The 19570-nt window shown below is 67.2% G+C and carries 19 protein-coding genes and 1 pseudogene; 6 read left to right on the forward strand and 14 right to left on the reverse strand.

The features are described from left to right. From A5779_RS00690 to A5779_RS00705, 3 genes are all read left to right on the forward strand, one after another. Positions 1 to 489: MBL fold metallo-hydrolase (locus A5779_RS00690; RefSeq protein WP_461786795.1), on the forward strand; the 489-nt coding region annotated here is incomplete at its 5' end. Positions 490 to 1127: 638 nt separating this feature from the next. Then, positions 1128 to 1451, forward strand: coding sequence for a DUF1963 domain-containing protein (locus A5779_RS34345; RefSeq protein WP_236734603.1), 324 nt, complete (start codon positions 1128 to 1130; stop codon positions 1449 to 1451). A 184-nt stretch (positions 1452 to 1635) separates the two neighbouring features. After that, positions 1636 to 1932 (forward strand): hypothetical protein, encoded by a 297-nt coding sequence (locus A5779_RS00705; protein WP_064877981.1) that lies wholly within the window; start codon positions 1636 to 1638, stop codon positions 1930 to 1932. Between the two features lie 76 nt (positions 1933 to 2008). On the opposite strand, the gene whiA is transcribed toward A5779_RS00705, so the two are convergent. From whiA to uvrC, 4 genes are read right to left on the reverse strand one after another with little or no spacing between them, the layout of a single operon-like run. Continuing rightward, on the reverse strand, positions 2009 to 2986 hold the full coding sequence (whiA, locus tag A5779_RS00710; protein WP_055113667.1) for a DNA-binding protein WhiA: 978 nt from the start codon (positions 2984 to 2986) through the stop codon (positions 2009 to 2011). Then, on the reverse strand, positions 2983 to 4044 hold the full coding sequence (gene yvcK, locus A5779_RS00715) for a uridine diphosphate-N-acetylglucosamine-binding protein YvcK (protein ID WP_064877987.1): 1062 nt from the start codon (positions 4042 to 4044) through the stop codon (positions 2983 to 2985). Before yvcK ends, whiA begins: the two co-directional genes overlap by 4 nt. Beyond that, complete coding sequence (rapZ, locus tag A5779_RS00720; protein WP_055113665.1) at positions 4041 to 4955, reverse strand: RNase adapter RapZ; 915 nt, start codon at positions 4953 to 4955, stop codon at positions 4041 to 4043. The genes yvcK and rapZ overlap by 4 nt, the downstream gene beginning before the upstream one ends. Positions 4956 to 4992: 37 nt before the next feature. Beyond that, positions 4993 to 7116 carry an excinuclease ABC subunit UvrC gene (gene uvrC / locus A5779_RS00725; protein WP_082941460.1) on the reverse strand — a complete coding sequence of 708 codons (2124 nt, stop codon included), beginning with the start codon at positions 7114 to 7116 and terminating at the stop codon, positions 4993 to 4995. 50 nt (positions 7117 to 7166) lie between these two features. On the opposite strand from uvrC, the pseudogene A5779_RS00730 reads away from it, so the two are divergent. Then, positions 7167 to 9157: pseudogene (locus A5779_RS00730) on the forward strand (gamma-glutamyltransferase family protein). A gap of 10 nt (positions 9158 to 9167) precedes the next feature. Here A5779_RS00730 and A5779_RS00735 read toward each other — a convergent pair. The 4 genes from A5779_RS00735 to A5779_RS00750 form a co-directional block, all read right to left on the reverse strand. Next, positions 9168 to 9644, reverse strand: a complete 477-nt coding sequence (locus tag A5779_RS00735) for a PH domain-containing protein (protein ID WP_064877991.1) — start codon at positions 9642 to 9644, stop codon at positions 9168 to 9170. 7 nt (positions 9645 to 9651) lie between these two features. Then, entirely contained in the window at positions 9652 to 10131 is a 480-nt protein-coding gene (gene ribH, locus A5779_RS00740) for a 6,7-dimethyl-8-ribityllumazine synthase (RefSeq protein WP_055113660.1), read from the reverse strand. Continuing rightward, complete coding sequence (locus A5779_RS00745) at positions 10128 to 11456, reverse strand: bifunctional 3,4-dihydroxy-2-butanone-4-phosphate synthase/GTP cyclohydrolase II (RefSeq protein ID WP_003880816.1); 1329 nt, start codon at positions 11454 to 11456, stop codon at positions 10128 to 10130. The genes ribH and A5779_RS00745 overlap by 4 nt, the downstream gene beginning before the upstream one ends. 97 nt (positions 11457 to 11553) lie before the next feature. Continuing rightward, the gene (locus A5779_RS00750; protein ID WP_064877993.1) at positions 11554 to 12153 is read right to left on the reverse strand and encodes a riboflavin synthase; all 600 of its coding nucleotides are present in this window, start codon (positions 12151 to 12153) and stop codon (positions 11554 to 11556) included. Between the two features lie 73 nt (positions 12154 to 12226). Between A5779_RS00750 and A5779_RS00755 the strand changes: the two genes are divergently transcribed. After that, entirely contained in the window at positions 12227 to 12943 is a 717-nt protein-coding gene (locus tag A5779_RS00755) for an LppX_LprAFG lipoprotein (RefSeq protein WP_064877995.1), read from the forward strand. Beyond that, positions 12943 to 14616 carry an MFS transporter gene (locus A5779_RS00760; RefSeq protein WP_064877997.1) on the forward strand — a complete coding sequence of 558 codons (1674 nt, stop codon included), beginning with the start codon at positions 12943 to 12945 and terminating at the stop codon, positions 14614 to 14616. Before A5779_RS00755 ends, A5779_RS00760 begins: the two co-directional genes overlap by 1 nt. Before the next feature lie 6 nt (positions 14617 to 14622). On the opposite strand, the gene A5779_RS33935 is transcribed toward A5779_RS00760, so the two are convergent. The 6 genes from A5779_RS33935 to A5779_RS00785 all read right to left on the reverse strand — a co-directional run bounded on the left by A5779_RS33935 (position 14623) and on the right by A5779_RS00785 (position 19509). Next, on the reverse strand, positions 14623 to 14778 hold the full coding sequence (locus A5779_RS33935) for a hypothetical protein (RefSeq protein ID WP_165609725.1): 156 nt from the start codon (positions 14776 to 14778) through the stop codon (positions 14623 to 14625). 153 nt (positions 14779 to 14931) lie between these two features. Continuing rightward, positions 14932 to 15933, reverse strand: coding sequence for a bifunctional diaminohydroxyphosphoribosylaminopyrimidine deaminase/5-amino-6-(5-phosphoribosylamino)uracil reductase RibD (gene ribD, locus A5779_RS00765; protein WP_064877999.1), 1002 nt, complete (start codon positions 15931 to 15933; stop codon positions 14932 to 14934). Further along, the gene (gene rpe, locus A5779_RS00770; protein ID WP_064878001.1) at positions 15930 to 16607 is read right to left on the reverse strand and encodes a ribulose-phosphate 3-epimerase; all 678 of its coding nucleotides are present in this window, start codon (positions 16605 to 16607) and stop codon (positions 15930 to 15932) included. Before rpe ends, ribD begins: the two co-directional genes overlap by 4 nt. Positions 16608 to 16612: 5 nt before the next feature. Further along, positions 16613 to 18013: an RsmB/NOP family class I SAM-dependent RNA methyltransferase gene (locus A5779_RS00775; RefSeq protein WP_064878003.1), complete on the reverse strand. Its 1401-nt coding sequence runs from the start codon at positions 18011 to 18013 to the stop codon at positions 16613 to 16615. Beyond that, positions 18010 to 18939, reverse strand: a complete 930-nt coding sequence (gene fmt, locus A5779_RS00780) for a methionyl-tRNA formyltransferase (protein WP_064878005.1) — start codon at positions 18937 to 18939, stop codon at positions 18010 to 18012. Before fmt ends, A5779_RS00775 begins: the two co-directional genes overlap by 4 nt. A gap of 33 nt (positions 18940 to 18972) precedes the next feature. Continuing rightward, positions 18973 to 19509 (reverse strand): LemA family protein, encoded by a 537-nt coding sequence (locus A5779_RS00785; protein WP_064878007.1) that lies wholly within the window; start codon positions 19507 to 19509, stop codon positions 18973 to 18975. Positions 19510 to 19570: the final 61 nt, after the last annotated feature.

The raw sequence follows: 19570 nt of genomic DNA on the forward strand, positions 1-19570 counted from the left end.
TTTCCTGAGGCCACCATTCACGTGACCGCCGCCGAAGCCCTGGGAGCAATTAAGGCCCCCTCCTGGCGAGAACGATTGCGCTACAGCCCCGCTCAGTGGTCGCACCAACCCAACATTGTCGAACATCACCCCGACGGCGAGAATTGGCGGGGATTCGCCGCAGCCAAAGAACTCACCGACATCGCCCCCGGAATCGTCCTCGTCTCGCTACCCGGGCACACCCGCGGGCACGCTTGCGTGGCCGTCGACGCCGGACACCGCTGGATTCTGCACGCCGGCGATTCCTTCTATCATTACGGCATCCTCGACGGCACCACTCGCGTGCCGCGTGCGTTGACAACCATGGAAAACCTCATCGCATGGAACCGACAGCAGGTCCGCGACAACCATGAACGCCTTGCCGAGCTCCACCACCGCGGTGACCCCGACCTGCTCATCGTCAACTCCCACGACCCCACACTGCTGCGCCACGCCCAAAGCAGCGCCTGACCGGAACACCGACCCGTCCCCGGCTGGCGAGAACGTGCCCGCCGGGTAAGGGTGACCAACAGCCAGTGTCTCTTTTCTAGAGAAACGAGACGAGGCCACAGGTTTCCCGTCCTCGGCCTATCGGCCCAGGTCGCGACGTCTCATTTCCTGTCTCACACCGCGGGTCTCAAATCCCCGCTGTCGGCAGTCGGCGAGACCGTCCCGAGCGTGACCTCGATGTTTGACTATGCCAGTACCACCGGCCAGAAGATCTGCAGATTCACGCTCATCATCATCATCGACGCGGTTAACCTGCTCTTCCGGCCGATCGCCTTCAGATATGAATCGCCAGACCAACAGCAACTAACCCCACTCGGTGGGTCAATTCACGAGATCCGCAGAGGGTCAATTTTCAGAAATCGTTGACAGACGGCCAGGTCGACGACGGCGTCGAGGTCGTCGGCGCACTGTTCGGAACCAGCGATGGTGTGAGAGTGATACACACTCCGGGGTATGTGCCCGTCGTACTGACCGAGTCCCCGTCGCCGATCACTGCCTATCGAGAGGTTGAGCTTCGGGCGGAACCGATCCTCACGTGGCCAACGTGGGAGCACCCGGATTTGCACGATGAGAACTGGCCAGCGGAGGGATGGAGCGGAGTGTTCGAGACCTTGGATGCCGTGCGGCAAGCAACTCCCGGGCCTCTTCATCAAATCGGAGGTCACCCCGATCCGGTCCAAGGCCCCGTCGAGGTCGAAATCGCGTATGGGCAACTAACGAACGGCGGAGGTCACAAGATCAATTGGAGCGATCCAGCCGTCACGGTGGAAGCTCGGGATTGGCAACTGCTCGCTCAGTTCGACACCGACGACGATGCCGGATTCATGTGGGGCGACTGCGGCATTCTTTACTTCATGATTCGCCCGCAAGACCTGGCGGCGGGGGCGTTCGACCGTGTGAGCTTCAGGTGGCAGTGCTCCTGACGAGACGAGAACCAACGCGAACTGAGTGGGCAGCGCACTGGAATCCGTTCCCCGAACCTCGTGCGGCCGGGGGCGATACACGAACCGCCGACGTGCGCGTGCAGTGCGAACACACGACCACAGAGAGAATTGTATGGGCGGTTTTGTTCGTTTCCGGGACGGTGACTGGTCATGGCGCAGTTCTATGACGTCATTCTTGTTCGACTTTCTTGAGGACACCCTGCCCGAGGGGCCGGCGCGACAAGAAATTCATGAACTGAATGAACACAATGTCCTGATACTTGATCTGCGGGATCCATCACACAGCCAGATCGTGGATCTCATTGCCGAACAATTTCTTTCGTGGGTGGCGAGAAAGGCCGCGGATCCTCAGGCGCTGAGCAAGGGTTACGGCGAGTTGGTTGACCTCGCCCAGGCGCAACAGGACCACAACCAAGCGCGGGGACCGAGGTCAGGGAGCGGCACCGATCCTGAATCATGACGATGGCCGAGCCCAATCCGCTGTTCATTACGGACATCAGGCGCGGCGTCCACGTGACGTAGACGCCGGCCGCGGTTCAGGCGTCGTCGAGAAGGTCCGGAGTCACCGCCGATTCGGTGTCGGGCAGCCCTTCCTGCTTCGCCTTGCGATCGGCCATCGACAGCAGGCGCCGGATACGGCCGGCCACAGCATCTTTCGTCATCGGCGGATCGGCGAGCCGGCCCAACTCCTCCAGCGACGCCTGCCGGTGCTCCACACGCAGCTTGCCCGCCGCGGCCAGGTGATCGGGCACCCCGTCACCGAGGATGTCCAACGCACGCTCCACCCGGGCGGCCGCGGCCACCGCGGCACGCGCCGACCGGCGCAGGTTCGCGTCGTCGAAATTGGCCAGGCGATTGGCAGTGGCGCGGACCTCGCGGCGCATGCGCCGTTCCTCCCACGTCAGCCGCGTGTCCTGGGCCCCCATGCGGGTAAGCAACGCACCGATCGCCTCGCCGTCACGGACCACCACCCGGTCAGCACCCCGCACCTCGCGGGCCTTGGCACTGACCCCGAGCCGCCGCGCGGCACCGACGAGGGCCAGGGCCGCCTCCGGGCCGGGGCAACTGACCTCAAGCGCCGACGAGCGGCCGGGCTCGGTCAACGATCCGTGAGCGAGGAACGCCCCGCGCCACGCGGCCTCGGCGTCACCGACGCTGCCGCCGACCACCTGCGCGGGCAGGCCCCGTACCGGGCGTCCACGAAGGTCGAGCAATCCGGTCTGCCGCGCCAACGCCTCACCGTCGGCGGCCACCCGCACCACATAGCGGGTGTTCTTGCGGATACCGCTGGCCGACAGTACGTGGACCACCGCGTTATACCCGTAAAGGTCGTAGATGTCCTTGCGCAGGCGTCGCGCGATGATCCCGAGATCGACCTCGGCTTCCACCACCACCCGGCCGGCCACGATGTGCAGGCCGCCGGCAAAACGCAACAACGACGCCACCTCCGCGCGGCGAGCGCTCACCGAGTTGACTACCAGGCGGCTCAGCTCGTCCTTCACTTCGGCTGTCATCGCCACGGATCGTCCCCTCTCGGTGTATTCGGCGCCGGCTCCTGGTGCGCCACGTCGACCGACCTCGCAGCGGGCGTCGGAACGGTGGACTCCTGCACAGCCCGGCCCGGCCCCGTCGCACGCAACCGGACCCCCTCCAGCACCGCGGCCAACTTCGCCGGGTCATGTAAAGGTGTACCAGGTCGGGACACGTCAGCAAACTCAACGCGGGCATTGAGGATGTTGGCTGTGCGGCTGAGTTGCTCCCGTTCACGGTCGCTCGGCACTCGGCTGGCATCGACGATGATGTCATGCACGCTGAAGTCCGGAGCATGCTGGGCCAGAACGTGGATGTGACGCTCGGCCGAGAACCCTGCCGTTTCGCCCGGCTCTGCAGCCAGATTCAACACGAGCGCTCGCCGCGCCGTCGTCGCCCGCAATGCCGCCGCCAACTGCGGCACCAAGACGTGCGGGATCACACTGGTGAACCACGAGCCCGGCCCGAGCACCACGAGGTCGGCACTCATGATGGCCTCCACCGCCTGCCGGGTGGCCGGCGGATCGCCTGGCAGCAACCGCACCCGGCGCACCTTGCCCACCGTGGTGGCGATCGCCACCTGGCCGCGGATCACCCGGCTCATCCGAGGGTCGGACTCCAGACCCGCCACGTCGGCCTCGATCTGCAGGGCGATGGGGCACATCGGCAGCACCCGGCCCTTCACCCCCAGAATGCGTCCGAGCTCGTCGAGTGCCGCGACCGGATCGGCCAGCACCTCACTGAGGCCCGCCAATATCAGGTTGCCGATCGGGTGCCCGGCCAGTGCGCCGCTGCCACCGAACCGGTGCTGAATGATCGTCGCCCACAATCGACCGTGCGGACTGTCAGAAGCCAAGGCCGCCAACGCCATTCGCAAGTCGCCGGGTGGCACTACGTCAAGTTCGCTGCGGAGCCGTCCCGATGAACCGCCGTCGTCGGCAACCGTCACCACGGCCGTCACATGTGGGCTGAGCCGCCGGGCCGCCGACAAGGTGGCGTACAACCCGTGCCCTCCACCGAGGGCCACGATCCGCGGCGTCATTCGCGACCCAGATCCCGATGCAGCACGTGAACGGTGAGCCCGTCACCGCCCTGCAACCGCTCCGCCAGCGCCTCGGCGATCGCCACGCTTCGATGCTTGCCGCCGGTACACCCGATGGCGACGGTCATATAACGCTTCCCCTCCCGGCGGTAACCGGCGATCACCACGTCCAACAGACGATGGTAGGTGTCGAGAAATTCCCTGGCGCCTGGTTGTCCCAGTACGTAATCACGCACATCCGGATGCTGGCCGGTGTGCGGCCGCAACTCGTCCACCCAATGCGGGTTCGGCAGAAACCGCACATCCATCACCGTGTCCGCATCCATCGGCAGGCCGTACTTGTAACCGAAGGACTCCACAGTGACATTCGTGTAGGCGACGGTCTCACCGCCGAACGCACGCTCGATGCTCTCACGTAACGCCGGCACCGGGAGGGCAGATGTGTCGATCACCAGGTCAGCCGCCGCGCGCACGGGCGCCAGCAACGCCCGCTCGGCAGCGATCCCCTCGGCCAGGGTCTGCGTGCCCTGCAGCGGGTGGCTGCGGCGGTTCTGCTCGTAGCGGCGCACCAGAATGTCGTCGGACGCCTCCAGGAACAGCACCCTCGGGGTGATGCTCCGTGCGGCCAATTCATTGCGCACCCAATCCAGATCACCGGTGAAGCCCCGTGACCGCACATCCATCACCACGGCCAGCTGGGTGATCCGCGATCCGGCGGCCAACCCCAACTCGACCATGCGGGCGATCAGCTCCGGTGGCAGGTTGTCGGCGACGTACCAGCCGAGGTCCTCCAACACCTTGGCCGCAGTACCGCGGCCGGCTCCCGACAGGCCGGTGACCAGGACGACGTCGATCCCCGAATCTGCGTCCGCACCACCGATGATGCCGCCCTCGCGCAGATGTTCGTTCATGCGCGATCCGCCTGGCTAGTCATGTCCCCGTTACCCGTCATCCCGACACCCTGCGTCGATCATCCTCGATAACCGTTGCGGGCGCCCCTGAATCGCCCAGTCCGGCGCTGTTCTCACTTCGCGGGCCACCGCATTCGACCGATGACGGCTCACCGCTTTCGGGCGATGCCGGCCCGCCGCTGTCTTCATTTTGCGGCCCGCCGCCGTCGTCACTTGGCGGCCCGCCGCCGAGCGCAGCCAAGACAGCCTGCGCCGTCGCCACCCCGATCCCCGGCACCGCGGTGATCTCCTCGACCGTGGCCTCCTTGAGCCGGGCCACGGACCCGAAGTGTGTCACCAACGCCTTGCGACGCTGTTCGCCCAGGCCACGCACCGAGTCGAGCGCCGAGGCGGTCATCCGCTTCGACCGTTTGCTGCGGTGGTAGCTGATCGCGAACCGGTGTGCCTCATCACGCACGCGTTGCAACAGATAAAGCCCCTCGCTGTTCCGCGGGAAGATCAGTGGATCAGGCTCGGCCGGCACCCACACTTCCTCCAACCGCTTGGCCAACCCGATCACCGCGACGTCGGTGACCCCCAGTTCGTCGAGGACCGCGGCCGCCGCGTTGACCTGAGGGGCACCGCCGTCCACCACGAACAGATTGGGCGGATAGGCGAACCGGCGGGGACGCTGATCGGCACCTACCTCCGGCTGCGTATCGCTCACGTGCCGCAGGAAACGACGTCGCGTCACCTCGGCGATCGAGGCGACATCGTCCGAGCGGCCGTCGCCGGCAGCCTCACGGATCGCGTAGTGCCGGTAGTCCGACTTGCGCGGCAGGCCATCCTCGAATACCACCAGCGAGGCGACCACGTCCGTGCCCTGTACATGGCTGATATCCACGCATTCGATCCGCAGCGGCGCATCGGCCAGCCCGAGGGAATCCTGAATGCTTTGCAGCGCTTCCGATCTCGCGTTGAAGTCGCCGGCGCGCTTGAGCTTGTGCTGGGCCAGTGCCTCACGTGCGTTGCGTTGGACAGTCTCGGCCAGGGTGCGCTTGTCACCACGCACCGGCACCCGCAGGCTCACCCGCGAACCACGAAGCCCCGACAACCATGCCGCCAGTTCGTCGGCATTCGGCGGCAGCACCGGCACCAGAACCTCACGCGGCACCGGGTTGGTGGCCTCGTCGGCCGCACCGCCCAGTTCGGCCTGCTCGCCGTAGAACTGGGTGAGGAACTGCTCAACCAGATGCTCCTGCCCGGATTGCTCTGGGGCCGAATCACGGGTCGCCTCCGGCTCCGAAGACTTCTCGACGATCCATCCCCGCTGGCCACGCACCCGGCCCCCACGTACGTGGAACACCTGCACGGCCGCCTCAAGATCGTCATCGGCGAACGCCACCACGTCGGCATCGGTGCCGTCGCCGAGCACCACGGCCTGCTTCTCCAATGCACGCTTGAGCGCCGCGATGTCGTCGCGCAGCCTGGCTGCCCGCTCGAAATCCAAATCCTCGGCAGCGGCCATCATCTGCTGTTCCATGTCACGGGCCAGCCGATCGGTCTTGCCTGCCAGGAAGTCGCAGAAATCCAGCACGATCCGTCGGTGCTCCTCGGCGCTGACCCGACCGACGCACGGCGCCGAGCACTTGTCGATGTAGCCGAGCAGACATGGACGGTCGATCTGCCTGTGCCGCTTGAACACTCCCGCCGAGCAGGTCCTGGCCGGAAAAACGCGGGTCAGCAGATCGAGTGTCTCGCGGATGGCCCAGGCATGCGAATACGGGCCGAAGTACCGCACACCCTTGCGCCGTGGCCCGCGGTACACCATCAGTCGCGGGTACTCCTCGTTGAGCGTCACCGCCAGCACCGGGTACGTCTTGTCGTCGCGGTAGCGGATGTTGAAGCGTGGATCGAACTCCTTGATCCAGTTGTACTCCAACTGCAGTGCCTCGACCTCGGTGGTGACCACGGTCCACTCGACACTGCCCGCCGTCATCACCATCTGCCGGGTGCGCGGCGCAAGGCTCGCCACATCCGCGAAATAGGACGTCAGGCGGCTACGCAGGCTCTTGGCCTTACCGACATAGATGACCCGACCGTGCGGGTCCCGGAACCGGTACACGCCAGGCTCCACGGGGATCGATCCGGGCGCCGGCCGGTACGTCGCTGGATCGGGCACGGTTTCCAGGTTACTGCCGCGATCCGACCGAACTCCGCTACCGTCGAACTGTGCGGTTGCTGGCGTCCACCCGTTCGGTCATCGCGCTGCTCAGTGTCGTCGCTGTGATCCTTGCCGGATGCTCGGACGGCATTCGGCGCCCCGCGAGGACCGATGCCGGACCGTGCCAAATCCTGTCCAACGGCACCCCGGAGCCCAAGGCGCCGACACCAGCCAAACCGTCGGCACCGCCGACACCGCCGACACCAGCCAAACCGTCGGCACCGCCGACACCAGACCTGGCGACCAACCCCGAGATCGGTACCGGGTACCGCAGCGACATGACGGCCGTCCACACCTCCACCTACGCGGTGGCCACCGCCAATCCCCTGGCCACCGAAGCCGCCTGCAAGGTGCTACGCGACGGAGGCACCGCGGCGGACGCCCTGGTGACCGCGCAGGCCGTGCTCGGCCTGGTCGAACCGCAGTCCTCCGGGATCGGCGGCGGCGGCTTCCTGCTGTACTACGACGCCGTGGGCAACGCAGTGCACGCCTACGACGGGCGTGAGACCGCGCCGGCAGCAGCGACCGAGAACTACCTGCGCTGGGTGTCGGAGACCGACCGGGCAGTCCCCAAACCCGACGCCAGGGCGTCGGGCCGCTCCATCGGGGTACCCGGCATCGTGCGACTGCTCGACGACGTCCACCGCCAGTTCGGCAAGAAGGCCTGGCGCGATCTCTTCGACCCGGCTGTGTCGATGGCCGATCGGGGGTTCGACGTCAGCCCGCGCCTGGCGGCCGCCATCGACAATGCCGATGCACAACTTCGGCTGGACGCCGCCGCCGCCGGCTACTTTCTCAACCCCGACGGCAGCCCCAAACCCGTTGGCACCCGCATGACCAACCCGGCCTACGCGAAAACCTTGGGCGCCATTGCATCCGAGGGGGCCAAGGCCTTCTATGCCGGCGACATCGCCCGTGCTGTCGTGGCCTCCGCCACCGACACCAGCGGGGGCGCACGCCCAGCGTCATGACCGAGCAGGATCTCGCCGGATACACGGTCAAACAGCGTGATCCGGTGTGCACCACCTACCGTGGCCGCGAGGTCTGCGGAATGCCGCCCCCGTCGTCGGGCGGTATCGCGGTAGCGGCCACCCTCGGCATGCTCGAGCACTTCCCGATGAGCGATTACAAGCCGGACCGCGTCGACCTCAACGGCGGTCATCCGTCGGTGACCGGGGTACACCTGATCTCCGAGGCCGAGCGTCTGGCCTACGCCGATCGTGATCGCTACGTCGCCGACACCGATTTCGTCCCGCTGCCCGGTGGATCACCCGAAACCCTGCTCGACGGCGCCTATCTCACCGGCCGGGCCGCACTGATCTCCCGAGGCCACACGATGGGCGTAGCCGCACCCGGGGACTTCGCCCCACCGATGACCATCCCGCCAGCCCCGGAACACGGCACCAGCCAGATCAGTGTGATCGACCGCTTCGGCAATGCGGCTTCGCTGACCACCACCATCGAGTCGGCGTTCGGGTCGTTCCACATGGTCGACGGCTTCCTGCTCAACAACCAGCTCACGGACTTTTCGGCCGAGCCGACCAGTGTCGAAGGGACGCCGATACCCAACCGGGTCCAGCCCGGAAAGCGCCCGCGCAGCACCATGGCCCCCACCCTGGTATTCGACAAGGCCGGCCCCCAACGGGGTCCGCTGTATGCGGTCCTGGGCTCCCCCGGCGGTTCGGTGATCATCCAGTTCGTGGTGAAAACCCTTGTCGGCATCATGGATTGGAACCTGGATCCGCAGCAGGCGGTATCGATGATCGATTTCGGCGCGGCCAACACGCCGGTCACCAACGTCGGAGGTGAGCATCCGTTGGTCGACACCGTCGCCAACGGCGACCGCGATCAGCTGGTCGAGGGCCTGCGCGCGCTGGGGCATCAGGTTTCCCTGGCCGATCAGTCAAGTGGGCTCTCAGCCCTGGTACGCACGTCGCCGGGCTGGATCGGCGGGGCCGACCCCCGCCGCGAAGGTCTGGTGCTCGGCGATGCCGGCTGACCGCTCGGTGTCAGCCCAGATCTGAGCGATACCGGTCGAGCAGAGCCCGGACCTCGTCCATGGCCGCGACGGCACGTCCCTTGTCGATCGCCTGGATCGCCATCACCGCGATGTACTCATCGTCGGGCAGGTCCAGTCGGGCCCACCGAGCCCCGACCGGGAAGGTGATGCCGAGTACCTCAGACCACGGAAACACCTTGAAGCTGACGAGATTCCGCACAGCCACGCCCGCCGGCCCGACCTTCAACCGAGGCCGGGCGAACATCAGCACCACTCCGCCGATGATCGCGCCGAGCAAGGCGATCGCGATCTGGTCCGAGGTCTGGAAGACCACGCCGGTGGAGCCCACCTTCAGCAGCACACCGACCGCCACGTGCGCCAGGAAGATGATCAGAGCCGCACCGTAGGCGAAATATGGTGTCCGGTAAGGCCGGATATCAAGATCCCAGCGGTCTCCGGCCTTCTTCTCAGTCTTCTTGTCAGTCATCTGTCGGTCATGCCTTGGCGCGCAGCTCGCGCAACGTCAGCGCGGTGGACAGGGCTGCTGCCGCCGCCTGAGCGCCCTTGTCCTCGGTGGAATCCGGCAGCCCGGCACGGTCGAGGGCCTGCGCCTCGTTGTCGGTCGTCAACACGCCGTTGGCGACCGGGGTGGACGCATCGAGTGACACCCGCGTCAAGCCCTGCGTCACCGCATCACACACGTAATCGAAATGCGGGGTCTGGCCACGGATCACGACACCGAGCGCCACCACCGCGTCATGGGTGGCGGCCAATGCTTGTGCCACCACGGGGATTTCGATGGCCCCGAGCACGCGGACCACCGTCGGCTCGGCGATACCGGCGTCGGCGGCGACCTTGCGTGCGCCGTCGAGCAGTGCATCGCAGATCTGTGTGTGCCAGGTGCTGGCTACGATCGCCAGCTTCACGTTCGAAGCGTCCACCTGGGGCAGATCAGGGACTCCGTGGGCGCTCACAGGCTCGAACCCGAATCGGTCGCGCTGGGCGGCCGGCGGTCACCGAGCAGGTACACCGCCTCGTCGTAGTCGTCCATGCTCACCGCTTCGTCGTAGTCTTCGAGGCCGACGAGGTCGTGGCCCATCCGGTCCCGCTTGGTCATCAGGTAGCGGATGTTCTCCGAGTTGGCCCGTACCGGCAGCGGCACGCGCTCGATGATGTGGAGCCCGTAGCCGTCGAGTCCGACGCGCTTGGCCGGGTTGTTGGTGAGCAGTCGCATCGACCGGATTCCCAGGTCGACCAGGATCTGCGCACCGATGCCGTAGTCACGGGCGTCGGCGGGCAGGCCGAGCTTCAGGTTCGCGTCGACGGTGTCCTCACCGGCGTCCTGCAGCTGATAGGCCTGCAGCTTGTGCATCAGACCGATGCCCCGGCCCTCGTGGCCGCGCATGTAGAGCACGACGCCGCGGCCTTCCCGCGCCACCATCGCCATCGCGGCGTCGAGCTGCGGACCGCAGTCACAACGCCGGGAGCCGAACACGTCACCGGTCAGGCATTCGGAGTGCACCCGGACCAGGACGTCGTGGCCGTCGCTTGCCGGTCCGGAAATGTCGCCGCGGACCAGCGCGACATGCTCGACGTCCTCGTAGATGCTCTTGTAGCCGACTGCCACGAACTCGCCGTGCCGGGTGGGGATCCGCGCCTCGGCGATGCGCTCGATGTGCTTCTCGTGCTTGCGCCGCCACTCGATCAGGTCGGCGATCGAGATCAGTGCCAGGTCGTGATCGTCGGCGAAGACCCGCAGCTCATCGGTGCGCGCCATATCGCCTTCGTCCTTCTGGCTGACGATCTCGCAGATCGCGCCGGCGGGCTGCAGCCCGGCCAGACGGGCCAGGTCCACGGCAGCCTCGGTGTGCCCGGGGCGGCGCAGCACTCCACCGTCCTTGGCCCGCAGTGGAACCACATGGCCGGGCTTGGTGAAGTCGTCGATCACCGAACCCGGATCGGCGAGGGCACGCATGGTGGTGGCCCGGTCCGACGCCGAGATGCCGGTTCCCACATCTTTTTTCGCGTCAACGGTGACGGTGTAGGCGGTGCCGTGCTTGTCCTGGTTGACCGCGTACATGGGCAGCAGCCCCAGCCGGTCGCAGATCTCGCCGTCCAACGGCACACACAGGTAACCGGAGGTGTAGCGGACCATGAACGCAACGAGTTCGGGGGTGGCCTTCTCGGCAGCGAAGATGAGGTCGCCTTCGTTCTCGCGGTCCTCGTCGTCGATCACCACCACGGCTTTGCCCGCCGCGATATCGGCTATCGCCCTCTCGACGGAATCGAGCCTGGTCATCTGCGCCACCTTGCCTGTTCGAATGCCAGGTCCCCAAAGCGGGACCATATGCCGACTCCAGTATGAACCACCGAAATCCAGCGGTTATTGCCAGCTCTTACTCACCGGGACCGGCCATCAGCCGTTCCACGTACTTCGCGATGATGTCGACCTCGAGATTGACCGTCGTCCCCACGGCCGCCTGCCCCAGCGTGGTGAGCTCACGCGTGGTGGGAATCAGCGACACTTCGAACCAGTCGTCACCGACCGCGGACACCGTCAGCGAGACGCCGTCGACGGTGATCGAACCCTTCTCGACCACGTAGCGCGTCAGCATGACCGGAAGGCCGATGCGCACCACTTCCCAGTGGTCGAAGGGCGTGCGGGAAATCACAGTGCCGGTGCCGTCCACGTGGCCCTGCACGATGTGACCACCGAGGCGACTGTTGACCGCGGCAGCCCGCTCCAGGTTCACCTGGCTCCCGACGCCGACCCCGCCCAGACTCGACCGGTTCAGCGTCTCCCCCATGACGTCGGCGGTGAATGCTCCGTCGGGCAGCACGTCGACCACGGTCAGACAGACCCCGTTCACCGCGATCGAATCGCCGTGGCCGGCGTCGGCGGTGACGACGGGGCCACGGATGGTGAACCGGGCGGCATCCGTCAGCTCCGCCTTGTCGACCAGGACACCCAGCTCTTCAACGATTCCGGTGAACACGGCGACCAGAGTATTCGCCTCAACCCGGAGTTGGAGAAAACGCCCGACCGTCGGAAGCCTCTACGATGCAGTAATGCAGACGCGCCCACGCTTCGCAGTCCAGTCCTTACTCGCAATCCTCTTCGCCGCGACCGCGCTGGTCGCGGGTTGTTCGTCATCGTCCTCGGAGAAGTCGAGCGCCCCGCTGCCCGACGCAGGCCAACTCCTTCAGGAGTCGGCGGCCTCGACCAAGGCTCAGCAGAGCGTCCATCTCCTGCTCACCGTGCAGGGCACCATCGAGGGTCTTCCCGTCGAGAAGCTCGACGGTGACCTGACCAATGCCCCCGAGGTGGCCGCCGAGGGCACCGCCGATCTCATCTTCATGGGTCAGAAACTGGCTGACGCAAAGTTCGTCGTCTCCGGTGGCGACCTGTACGCCGCGCTGACCCCCGGTGACCCACTGTCCAATTACGGGCCGGCCGAAAAGATCTACGACATCTCGGCCATCTTGAACCCCGACACCGGATTGGCCAACGTGCTGGCGAACTTCAGCGACGCCAAGGCCGACGGCCGCGAGTCGATCAACGGCACCGAGGGCGTCCGGGTGACCGGCACCGTGAGCGCCGATGCGGTCAACAAGATCGCCCCCCAGCTCAAGGCCACCGGCCCGGTCCCGGGAACCGCCTGGATCACCGAGGACGGGGACCACACCCTTCTGCAGGCCAAGCTTGAGCCCACCCCCGGAAACAGCGTCACCATGACCCTGACTGACTGGGGTAAGCAGGTCACCGTCGCCAAGCCCGCGTCCTGATGCGGGCCGCGCAGGCGGTGAGTGCCGGCCGCAGCCGCCACATCGCGATCAGCGCGGGCAGCCTCGCCGTGCTGCTCGGTGCCCTCGACACCTATGTCGTGGTCACGATCATGACCGACATCATGTCCGACGTCGGGATCGCGATAAACAAGATCCAGCAGGTCACGCCGATCATCACCGGTTATCTGCTGGGCTATATCGCTGCCATGCCGCTGCTGGGCCGGGCCTCGGACCGGTTCGGCCGCAAGATGCTGATCCAGGTCGGTCTGGCCGGTTTCGCGGTCGGTTCGGTGATCACCGCACTGTCCGGCGACCTGACCACCCTGGTCATCGGCCGCGTGGTGCAGGGCACCGCGAGCGGTGCGTTGTTGCCGGTGACGCTGGCGCTGGCCGCTGATCTGTGGGCGGCGCGCAGTCGCGCTGCCGTGCTGGGCGGCGTCGGTGCCGCACAGGAGTTCGGCAGCGTCTTGGGCCCGCTGTACGGCATCGGCGCCGTCGCGCTGTTCCATCACTGGCAGGCCGTGTTCTGGATCAACGTGCCGCTGGCCATCATCGCGATGGCGATGATCCACTTCAGCCTGCCGGGCAAGGAGCCCAGCGACCACCGCGAAAAGGTTGATGTCGTCGGCGGCCTCCTGCTGGCCATTGCCTTGGGCCTGGCTGTCGTGGGTCTGTACAACCCGGAGCCGGACGGCAAGCACGTGCTGCCCGAGTGGGGCCCACCGCTACTGATCGGCGCGTTGGTGGCGGCTGTCGCGTTCTTCGTCTGGGAGAAGTTGGCCCGCACGCGGCTGATCGAACCCGCCGGGGTGAAGTTCCGGCCGTTCCTGGCCGCGCTTGCCGCCTCCTTGTGCACCGGTGCCGCCCTGATGGTCACGCTGGTCAACGTCGAACTGTTCGGCCAGGGCGTGCTCGGCAAGGACAAGTACGACGCGGCCTTCCTGCTGCTGCGATTCCTGATCGCCCTGCCGATCGGCGCGCTGATCGGTGGCTGGATCGCCACCCGGGTCGGGGATCGCATCGTCAGCTTCGTCGGCCTGATGATCGCGGCCGGCGGCTTCTGGCTGATCACCCACTGGTCGATCGACGTGCTCGACAGGACCCACGACCTGGTCCTGTTCCAGTTGCCGGTGCTCGACACCGATCTGGCGATCGTGGGTCTGGGCCTCGGGTTGGTGATCGCCCCGCTGACGTCGGCCACGCTACGGGTGGTACCTGCCGCGCAGCACGGCATCGCCTCGGCATTCGTCGTGGTGGCCCGGATGATCGGCATGCTGATCGGCATGGCGGCACTGTCCGCCTGGGGTCTGTTCCGCTTCAATCAGCACCTGGCCAGCCTGGCGGCTGCGGCGAACACCAGCCAGATGTCGCTGCAGGAGCGGCTGGCTTCACAGGCCGTCCGCTATCGCGAGGCGTATGTGTCGATGTACGGCGACATCTTCGGGATCACCGCGATCGTCTGTGTAGTGGGCGCGGTGCTCGGCCTGCTGATCGCCGCGCGCAACGTCCACGTCGACGAGTTGGCGGGACCTCCCGAGAGCGGCGACACCGGTGCGGACGATGACACGTCAACCGGGCAGCTGTTCCTGCCGACGGAGGCCCTGCCTATCCAGACCGCCGACCAAGACGATCAGCGCACCGACCAGCCACCGGGGCGCCACCGATCCAGCTGATCGGTTTCAGCAGCGCTCCACCCCGGGACGCAGCAAACGTGGTGCCCGGTCGGCCTCCTCCGGCCGGCTGGGCAGCACGAGGCGTAGCGGGACACTCACCAGCGCGCGGAGCGTGCGGGGGGTCCATGATGTGCTGGGGAGCCAATCCTGCAGGGCAGTCATATATGCGTCCTTTGCTCGTGTACACCCGGTGCACATTCGGCAGCGAACGCGCTTTGGTACGAGTGTACCGATCATGACCGACAATGCTCGTCATTTCAGGACCGTAACTTAGGTCACCCTAACCTAGGCTGGCTAATGGCTGCGCGCCTTCTGTCAGTTGGGCACGAGGCTCAGGCGAACATCCGGACCGATGGCAGTGATGCCATCGAACCGCCAGCGCTGCGCGTGCACCATGCTCAGCACCCCGATGTCGTCGACCGCGGTGATCGGCCCGCCCAGCAGAATCGGTGCGACGTAAGCCACGATCCGGTTGACCACCCCGGCCCGCAGGAAGGCCCCGGCCAGGGTCGGCCCGCCTTCCAGAAAGACGTCGGTCCGGTCGCCGAGCGACCGCATCACTTCGTGCGGATCATGCGTCCGGATCAGCATCGTGTGCGAATCGTCGTTGAGCACCTTGGCGTCCAACGACACCTCCCGCATCCCCACCACCACCCGCAGCGGTTGGTGATCGGTGAGCGTGCCGTCGGCCCGACGTGCAGTCAGCGTCGGATCGTCGACGAACACCGTCCCGGTACCGACCACGATGGCATCCGCCGCCGCCCGCTTGCGATGAACGTCCGCGCGGGCGGCCTCACTGGTGATCCACTGGCTGGAACCGTCGGCAGCGGCGCTACGACCGTCCACGCTGGTGGCGAATTTCCATGTGACATGGGGTGATCCGGTGCGCTGCTTGTGCAGCCACTCACGCAACGGCCCCTTCTCGACCTCGTCGGCCACGAGTCCGCCGCTGACGGTGACGCCGGCATCGGCGAGGCGTTGCGCCCCGCCCGCCGCGGCCGGATTGGGGTCGGACACCGCGTATGTGACATTCGAAACCCCTGATGCCAGAAGCGCATCTACACACGGTGGGGTTCGGCCATGGTGGTTGCACGGCTCCAGGGTGACGACTGCGGTGCCGCCCTTGGCCCGGTCACCGGCCGCCTGCAGTGCCACCACCTCGGCGTGCGGGCCGCCGACCGGTTGCGTTCCCCCGACCCCGGCGATCTGCCCGTCACGGTCCAGGATCACCGCGCCGACGGGCGGATTGGGATAGGTCGAGCCCTTGACCTGTTCGGCTTGCTCGATGGCCAGCCGCATCACGGACTCGAGCGTCATAGCGTCAGATGTCTCGAGGCGCTCGCTGCCTGCTGGCGCAGGGAACTCACCGCGGCGGCCGGATCGGCCGCGCTGTACACCGCGGAGCCTGCGACAAAGCAGTCCACACCGGCCTCGGCCGCCTGCTCGATGGTGTCGGCGTTGATGCCGCCGTCGATCTCCACGACGATGGTCAGCTCGCCGGAATCGACGAGGCGGCGCACCGTGCTCACCTTGGTGAGCACCTCCGGGATGAACTTCTGCCCACCGAACCCGGGCTCCACCGACATCACCAGGAGGGTGTCGAATTCCTTGAGGATCTCCAGGTACGGCTCCAGCGGGGTGCCGGGTTTCACCGAAAGGCCGGCCTTGGCGCCGGCGGCGCGGATATCGCGGGCCACGCCGATCGGATTGTCGGTCGCCTCGGCGTGAAAGGTGACGTTGTAGGCACCCGCCTCGGCGTACGGCGGCGCCCAGCGCTCCGGCCGATCGATCATCAGGTGGCAGTCCATCGGGATGTCGGTCACCTTGAGCAACGACTCCACGACGGGCATGCCCAGCGTCAGGTTGGGCACGAAGTGGTTGTCCATGACATCGACATGCAACCAGTCAGCCCCGGCCACCGCAGCGACCTCATCGGCCAGCCGCGCGAAGTCAGCGGACAGGATGGACGGGGCGATCAGGGGTTCTGCCATGGCGGTCAGCCTACTTTCAGGGCGGCCGCGAACATCGCATCGGTCCCATGCCGATGCGGCCACAGCTGGACGTGCGGTCCGTCGCCCAGGTCGTCGGCCGGGGCAAACAACTCCCGGGTGTCCAGTTGGGTCACCGGATGGCGGCGGACGGCGTCGGCCACCACCCCGACGGTTTCGGCGAGGTGCGGCGAACAGGTCGCGTAGAGGACAACGCCGCCGGGGCGGGTCAGGGCGATGGCCGCCGCCAGCAGTTCACGCTGCAGTTTCGCCAGTCCGGGAACGTCGCCGGGCTGGCGTCGCCAACGCGCCTCGGGCCGTCGGCGCAGCGCACCCAGCCCGGTGCAGGGGGCGTCGACGAGGACGCGATCGAATCCTGGTTCGAGATCCGATTCCCGCCCGTCCACGCGGCGCACGTCGACGTCGAGCCCGCGGGTGTTCTCCTCGACCAGGTCGGCGCGACGCGGCGCGGGCTCGACCGCGGTGACCCTGGCCCCCGAAGCCGCACCGATCGCGGCCAGCAAAGCGGTCTTGCCACCCGGGCCGGCGCACAGGTCCAGCCAGCGGCCGTTGTCCGGGCCGTCGAGCTCGGCCAGGGTCAGGGCGCGGGCCACCAGCTGGCTGCCTTCGTCCTGCACCTGGGCCGCACCATCGCGCACGGCCGCCAACTGTCCGGGATCACCGCCCGGCAGATAGACGGCATACGGCGAGTAGCGGCCGACGGTGCCGTCAGCTTGTTCCGCCAGTTCGGCCGCGGTCAGTGCGGTCGGCCGTGCCGCCAGGTGCACCAGGGGACGCTCGTCGTCACTGGTCAGCAGGGCGTCGAGCTCTCCCGCCCTGGCGCCCAGCGCGTCGGTGAAGGCCTGGGCGATCCACCGCGGGTGGGCGTGCAGGAATGCGGCGTGTCCGACCGGGTCGGTGGCTGCTGGCGGAGCCAGCTGCTCCATCCATTCCTGCTCCGTACTACGCGAGATGGTCCGGAGCACACCGTTGACGAAACCAGCTCGGGCCGTGTCGAATTCGATGCCGGCCTGTTCGACGGTGGTGGACACCGCGGCGTGCGGCTCGACCCGGGTGCGCAGCAGCTGATAGGTGCCCAGACGCAACAGATCGAGCAGCACCGGATCGATCCGCTCGGGTGGACGCCCGGCGGCCGCCTCGATGACTGCGTCGAGCAGTCCCCGGGTGCGACACGCGCCGTACGTCAGCTCGGTGGCGAAGGCCGCGTCGCGGCCCTCGATCCCCCGCTCCCGCAGCAGCGCGGGCAAGGCCAGGTTGGCGTAGGAATCACGCTCCGACACCGCGCGCAGCACATCGAAGGCGGCCCGGCGGGCGGGATCCAGCGGGGTGCGCCGGTGTTGGCGGTTGCGTTGCGGCGGACGGTTGGGACGGTTCGGCCTGTTGCTCATGAGGCGCGCACCGATTCGTCGAGCCGCGCCCCGCGGGCCCAGTCGGTCGCGTTCATGAGTTTCTTTCCGGGCGGCTGGATCTGCCCGAGCCGGACGGGTTGGGAACTGGTACCGACCAGCACCGCGTTGCGTTCGACGCGGATCTCGCCGGGGTCCAACGAATCTTCCGACGGCTCCACCGTGACCGGCCCGACCTTGACCCGCAGGTCCCCGATCATCGTCCACGCACCGGGATTCGGGGTGACGGCGCGGATCCGGCGGTCGATGACGTGGGCCGGCAGATCCCAGCGCACCCGGGCCGACTCCACGGTGATCTTGGGTGCCAGGCTGACTCCGTCGGCAGGCTGCGGCACCGCGGTCAGCGCTCCCTCGGCAATACCGTCCAGGGTCGACTCCAGCAACGCGGCACCCGAATCAGCAAGTCGCCCAAGCAGTTCGCCCGCCGTGTCGGTGTCGCGGACCCGCTCGGTCACCACCCCGTAGACCGGACCGGAATCGAGGGCCGGCTCGATCAGGAACGTCGTCGCTCCGGTCACCTCTTCACCCGCCGCCAGGGAGGCCTGCACCGGAGCGGCCCCGCGCCAGGCCGGCAGCAACGAGAAGTGCAGATTGATCCAGCCGTGCTGTGGCACCGCGAGCAAGCGCTCGCTCAGCAGCGCACCGTAGGCGACCACCGCACAGCAGTCCGGCGCCAGCTCGGACAGCTCGGCGACAAACTCGTCGGAGTTGGGCTTGGCCGGTCGCAGGACCGGTATGTCGTGCTCGAGCGCCAGCTTCGCGACCGGTGACGGAGCGGGTTTCCCGCGGCGCCCGGCGGCGGCGTCGGGCCGGGTCAGGACCGCGACCACATCGTGGCGGGGCGAGTCGATCAGCCGCTGCAACGACGGGAGGGCGGGCTCTGGGGTTCCGGCAAAGACAAGACGCACCCGACCAGTTTAGGGATTCGGGGTGCTGCTTCCCTAATGCGGCGGGCGGTAGTACTCCCGCTCGGAGACGCCGGCCAGCGGCGCGAGGTACACCCACGGGATCGTTCCGACGAGCCGGTTGAGGGTGGCCACCGCGTCGTTGTAGTACTGCCGGGCGAACGCCAGCTTGTTCTCCGTATCGGCCAGGTTCTCCTGCAGGTTCAGGAAGTTGGCCGACGAATTGAGTTGCGGGTAGGACGATCCCAGCGCCAGCACGCCGGTCAGCGCGCTGTCCAGATCACGCTCGGCAGCGCTGCGCTGAACCACCGAGGCGCTGCCGGTCGCCGACGCCAGCGCGGCCTGCGCACCACTGACCCGGCCGAGAACCGCCGTCTCATGCGAGGCGAACGTCGCGACGGCCTGAACCAGCGCCGGAATCAGAGCCGCCCGGCGGGTCAGCTCCACATCGATGCCGCCGAGCGCCTCGGCGACGCGCACGTCCGCCGCGCGCAGCTTGTTATAGCCCACGACGAAGCCCACCAACACCGCCACCGCGAGCGCCAGCACCACGACCAACAGCAGTCTCACCATGAGCCGCCTCGCAGTCATCGTCGTCGTCTTCGTCGAGCGGCGGATCATCGTCGTCCGGTGG

Source organism: Mycolicibacterium peregrinum, assembly GCF_001665625.1.
Lineage (GTDB): Bacteria > Actinomycetota > Actinomycetes > Mycobacteriales > Mycobacteriaceae > Mycobacterium > Mycobacterium peregrinum_B.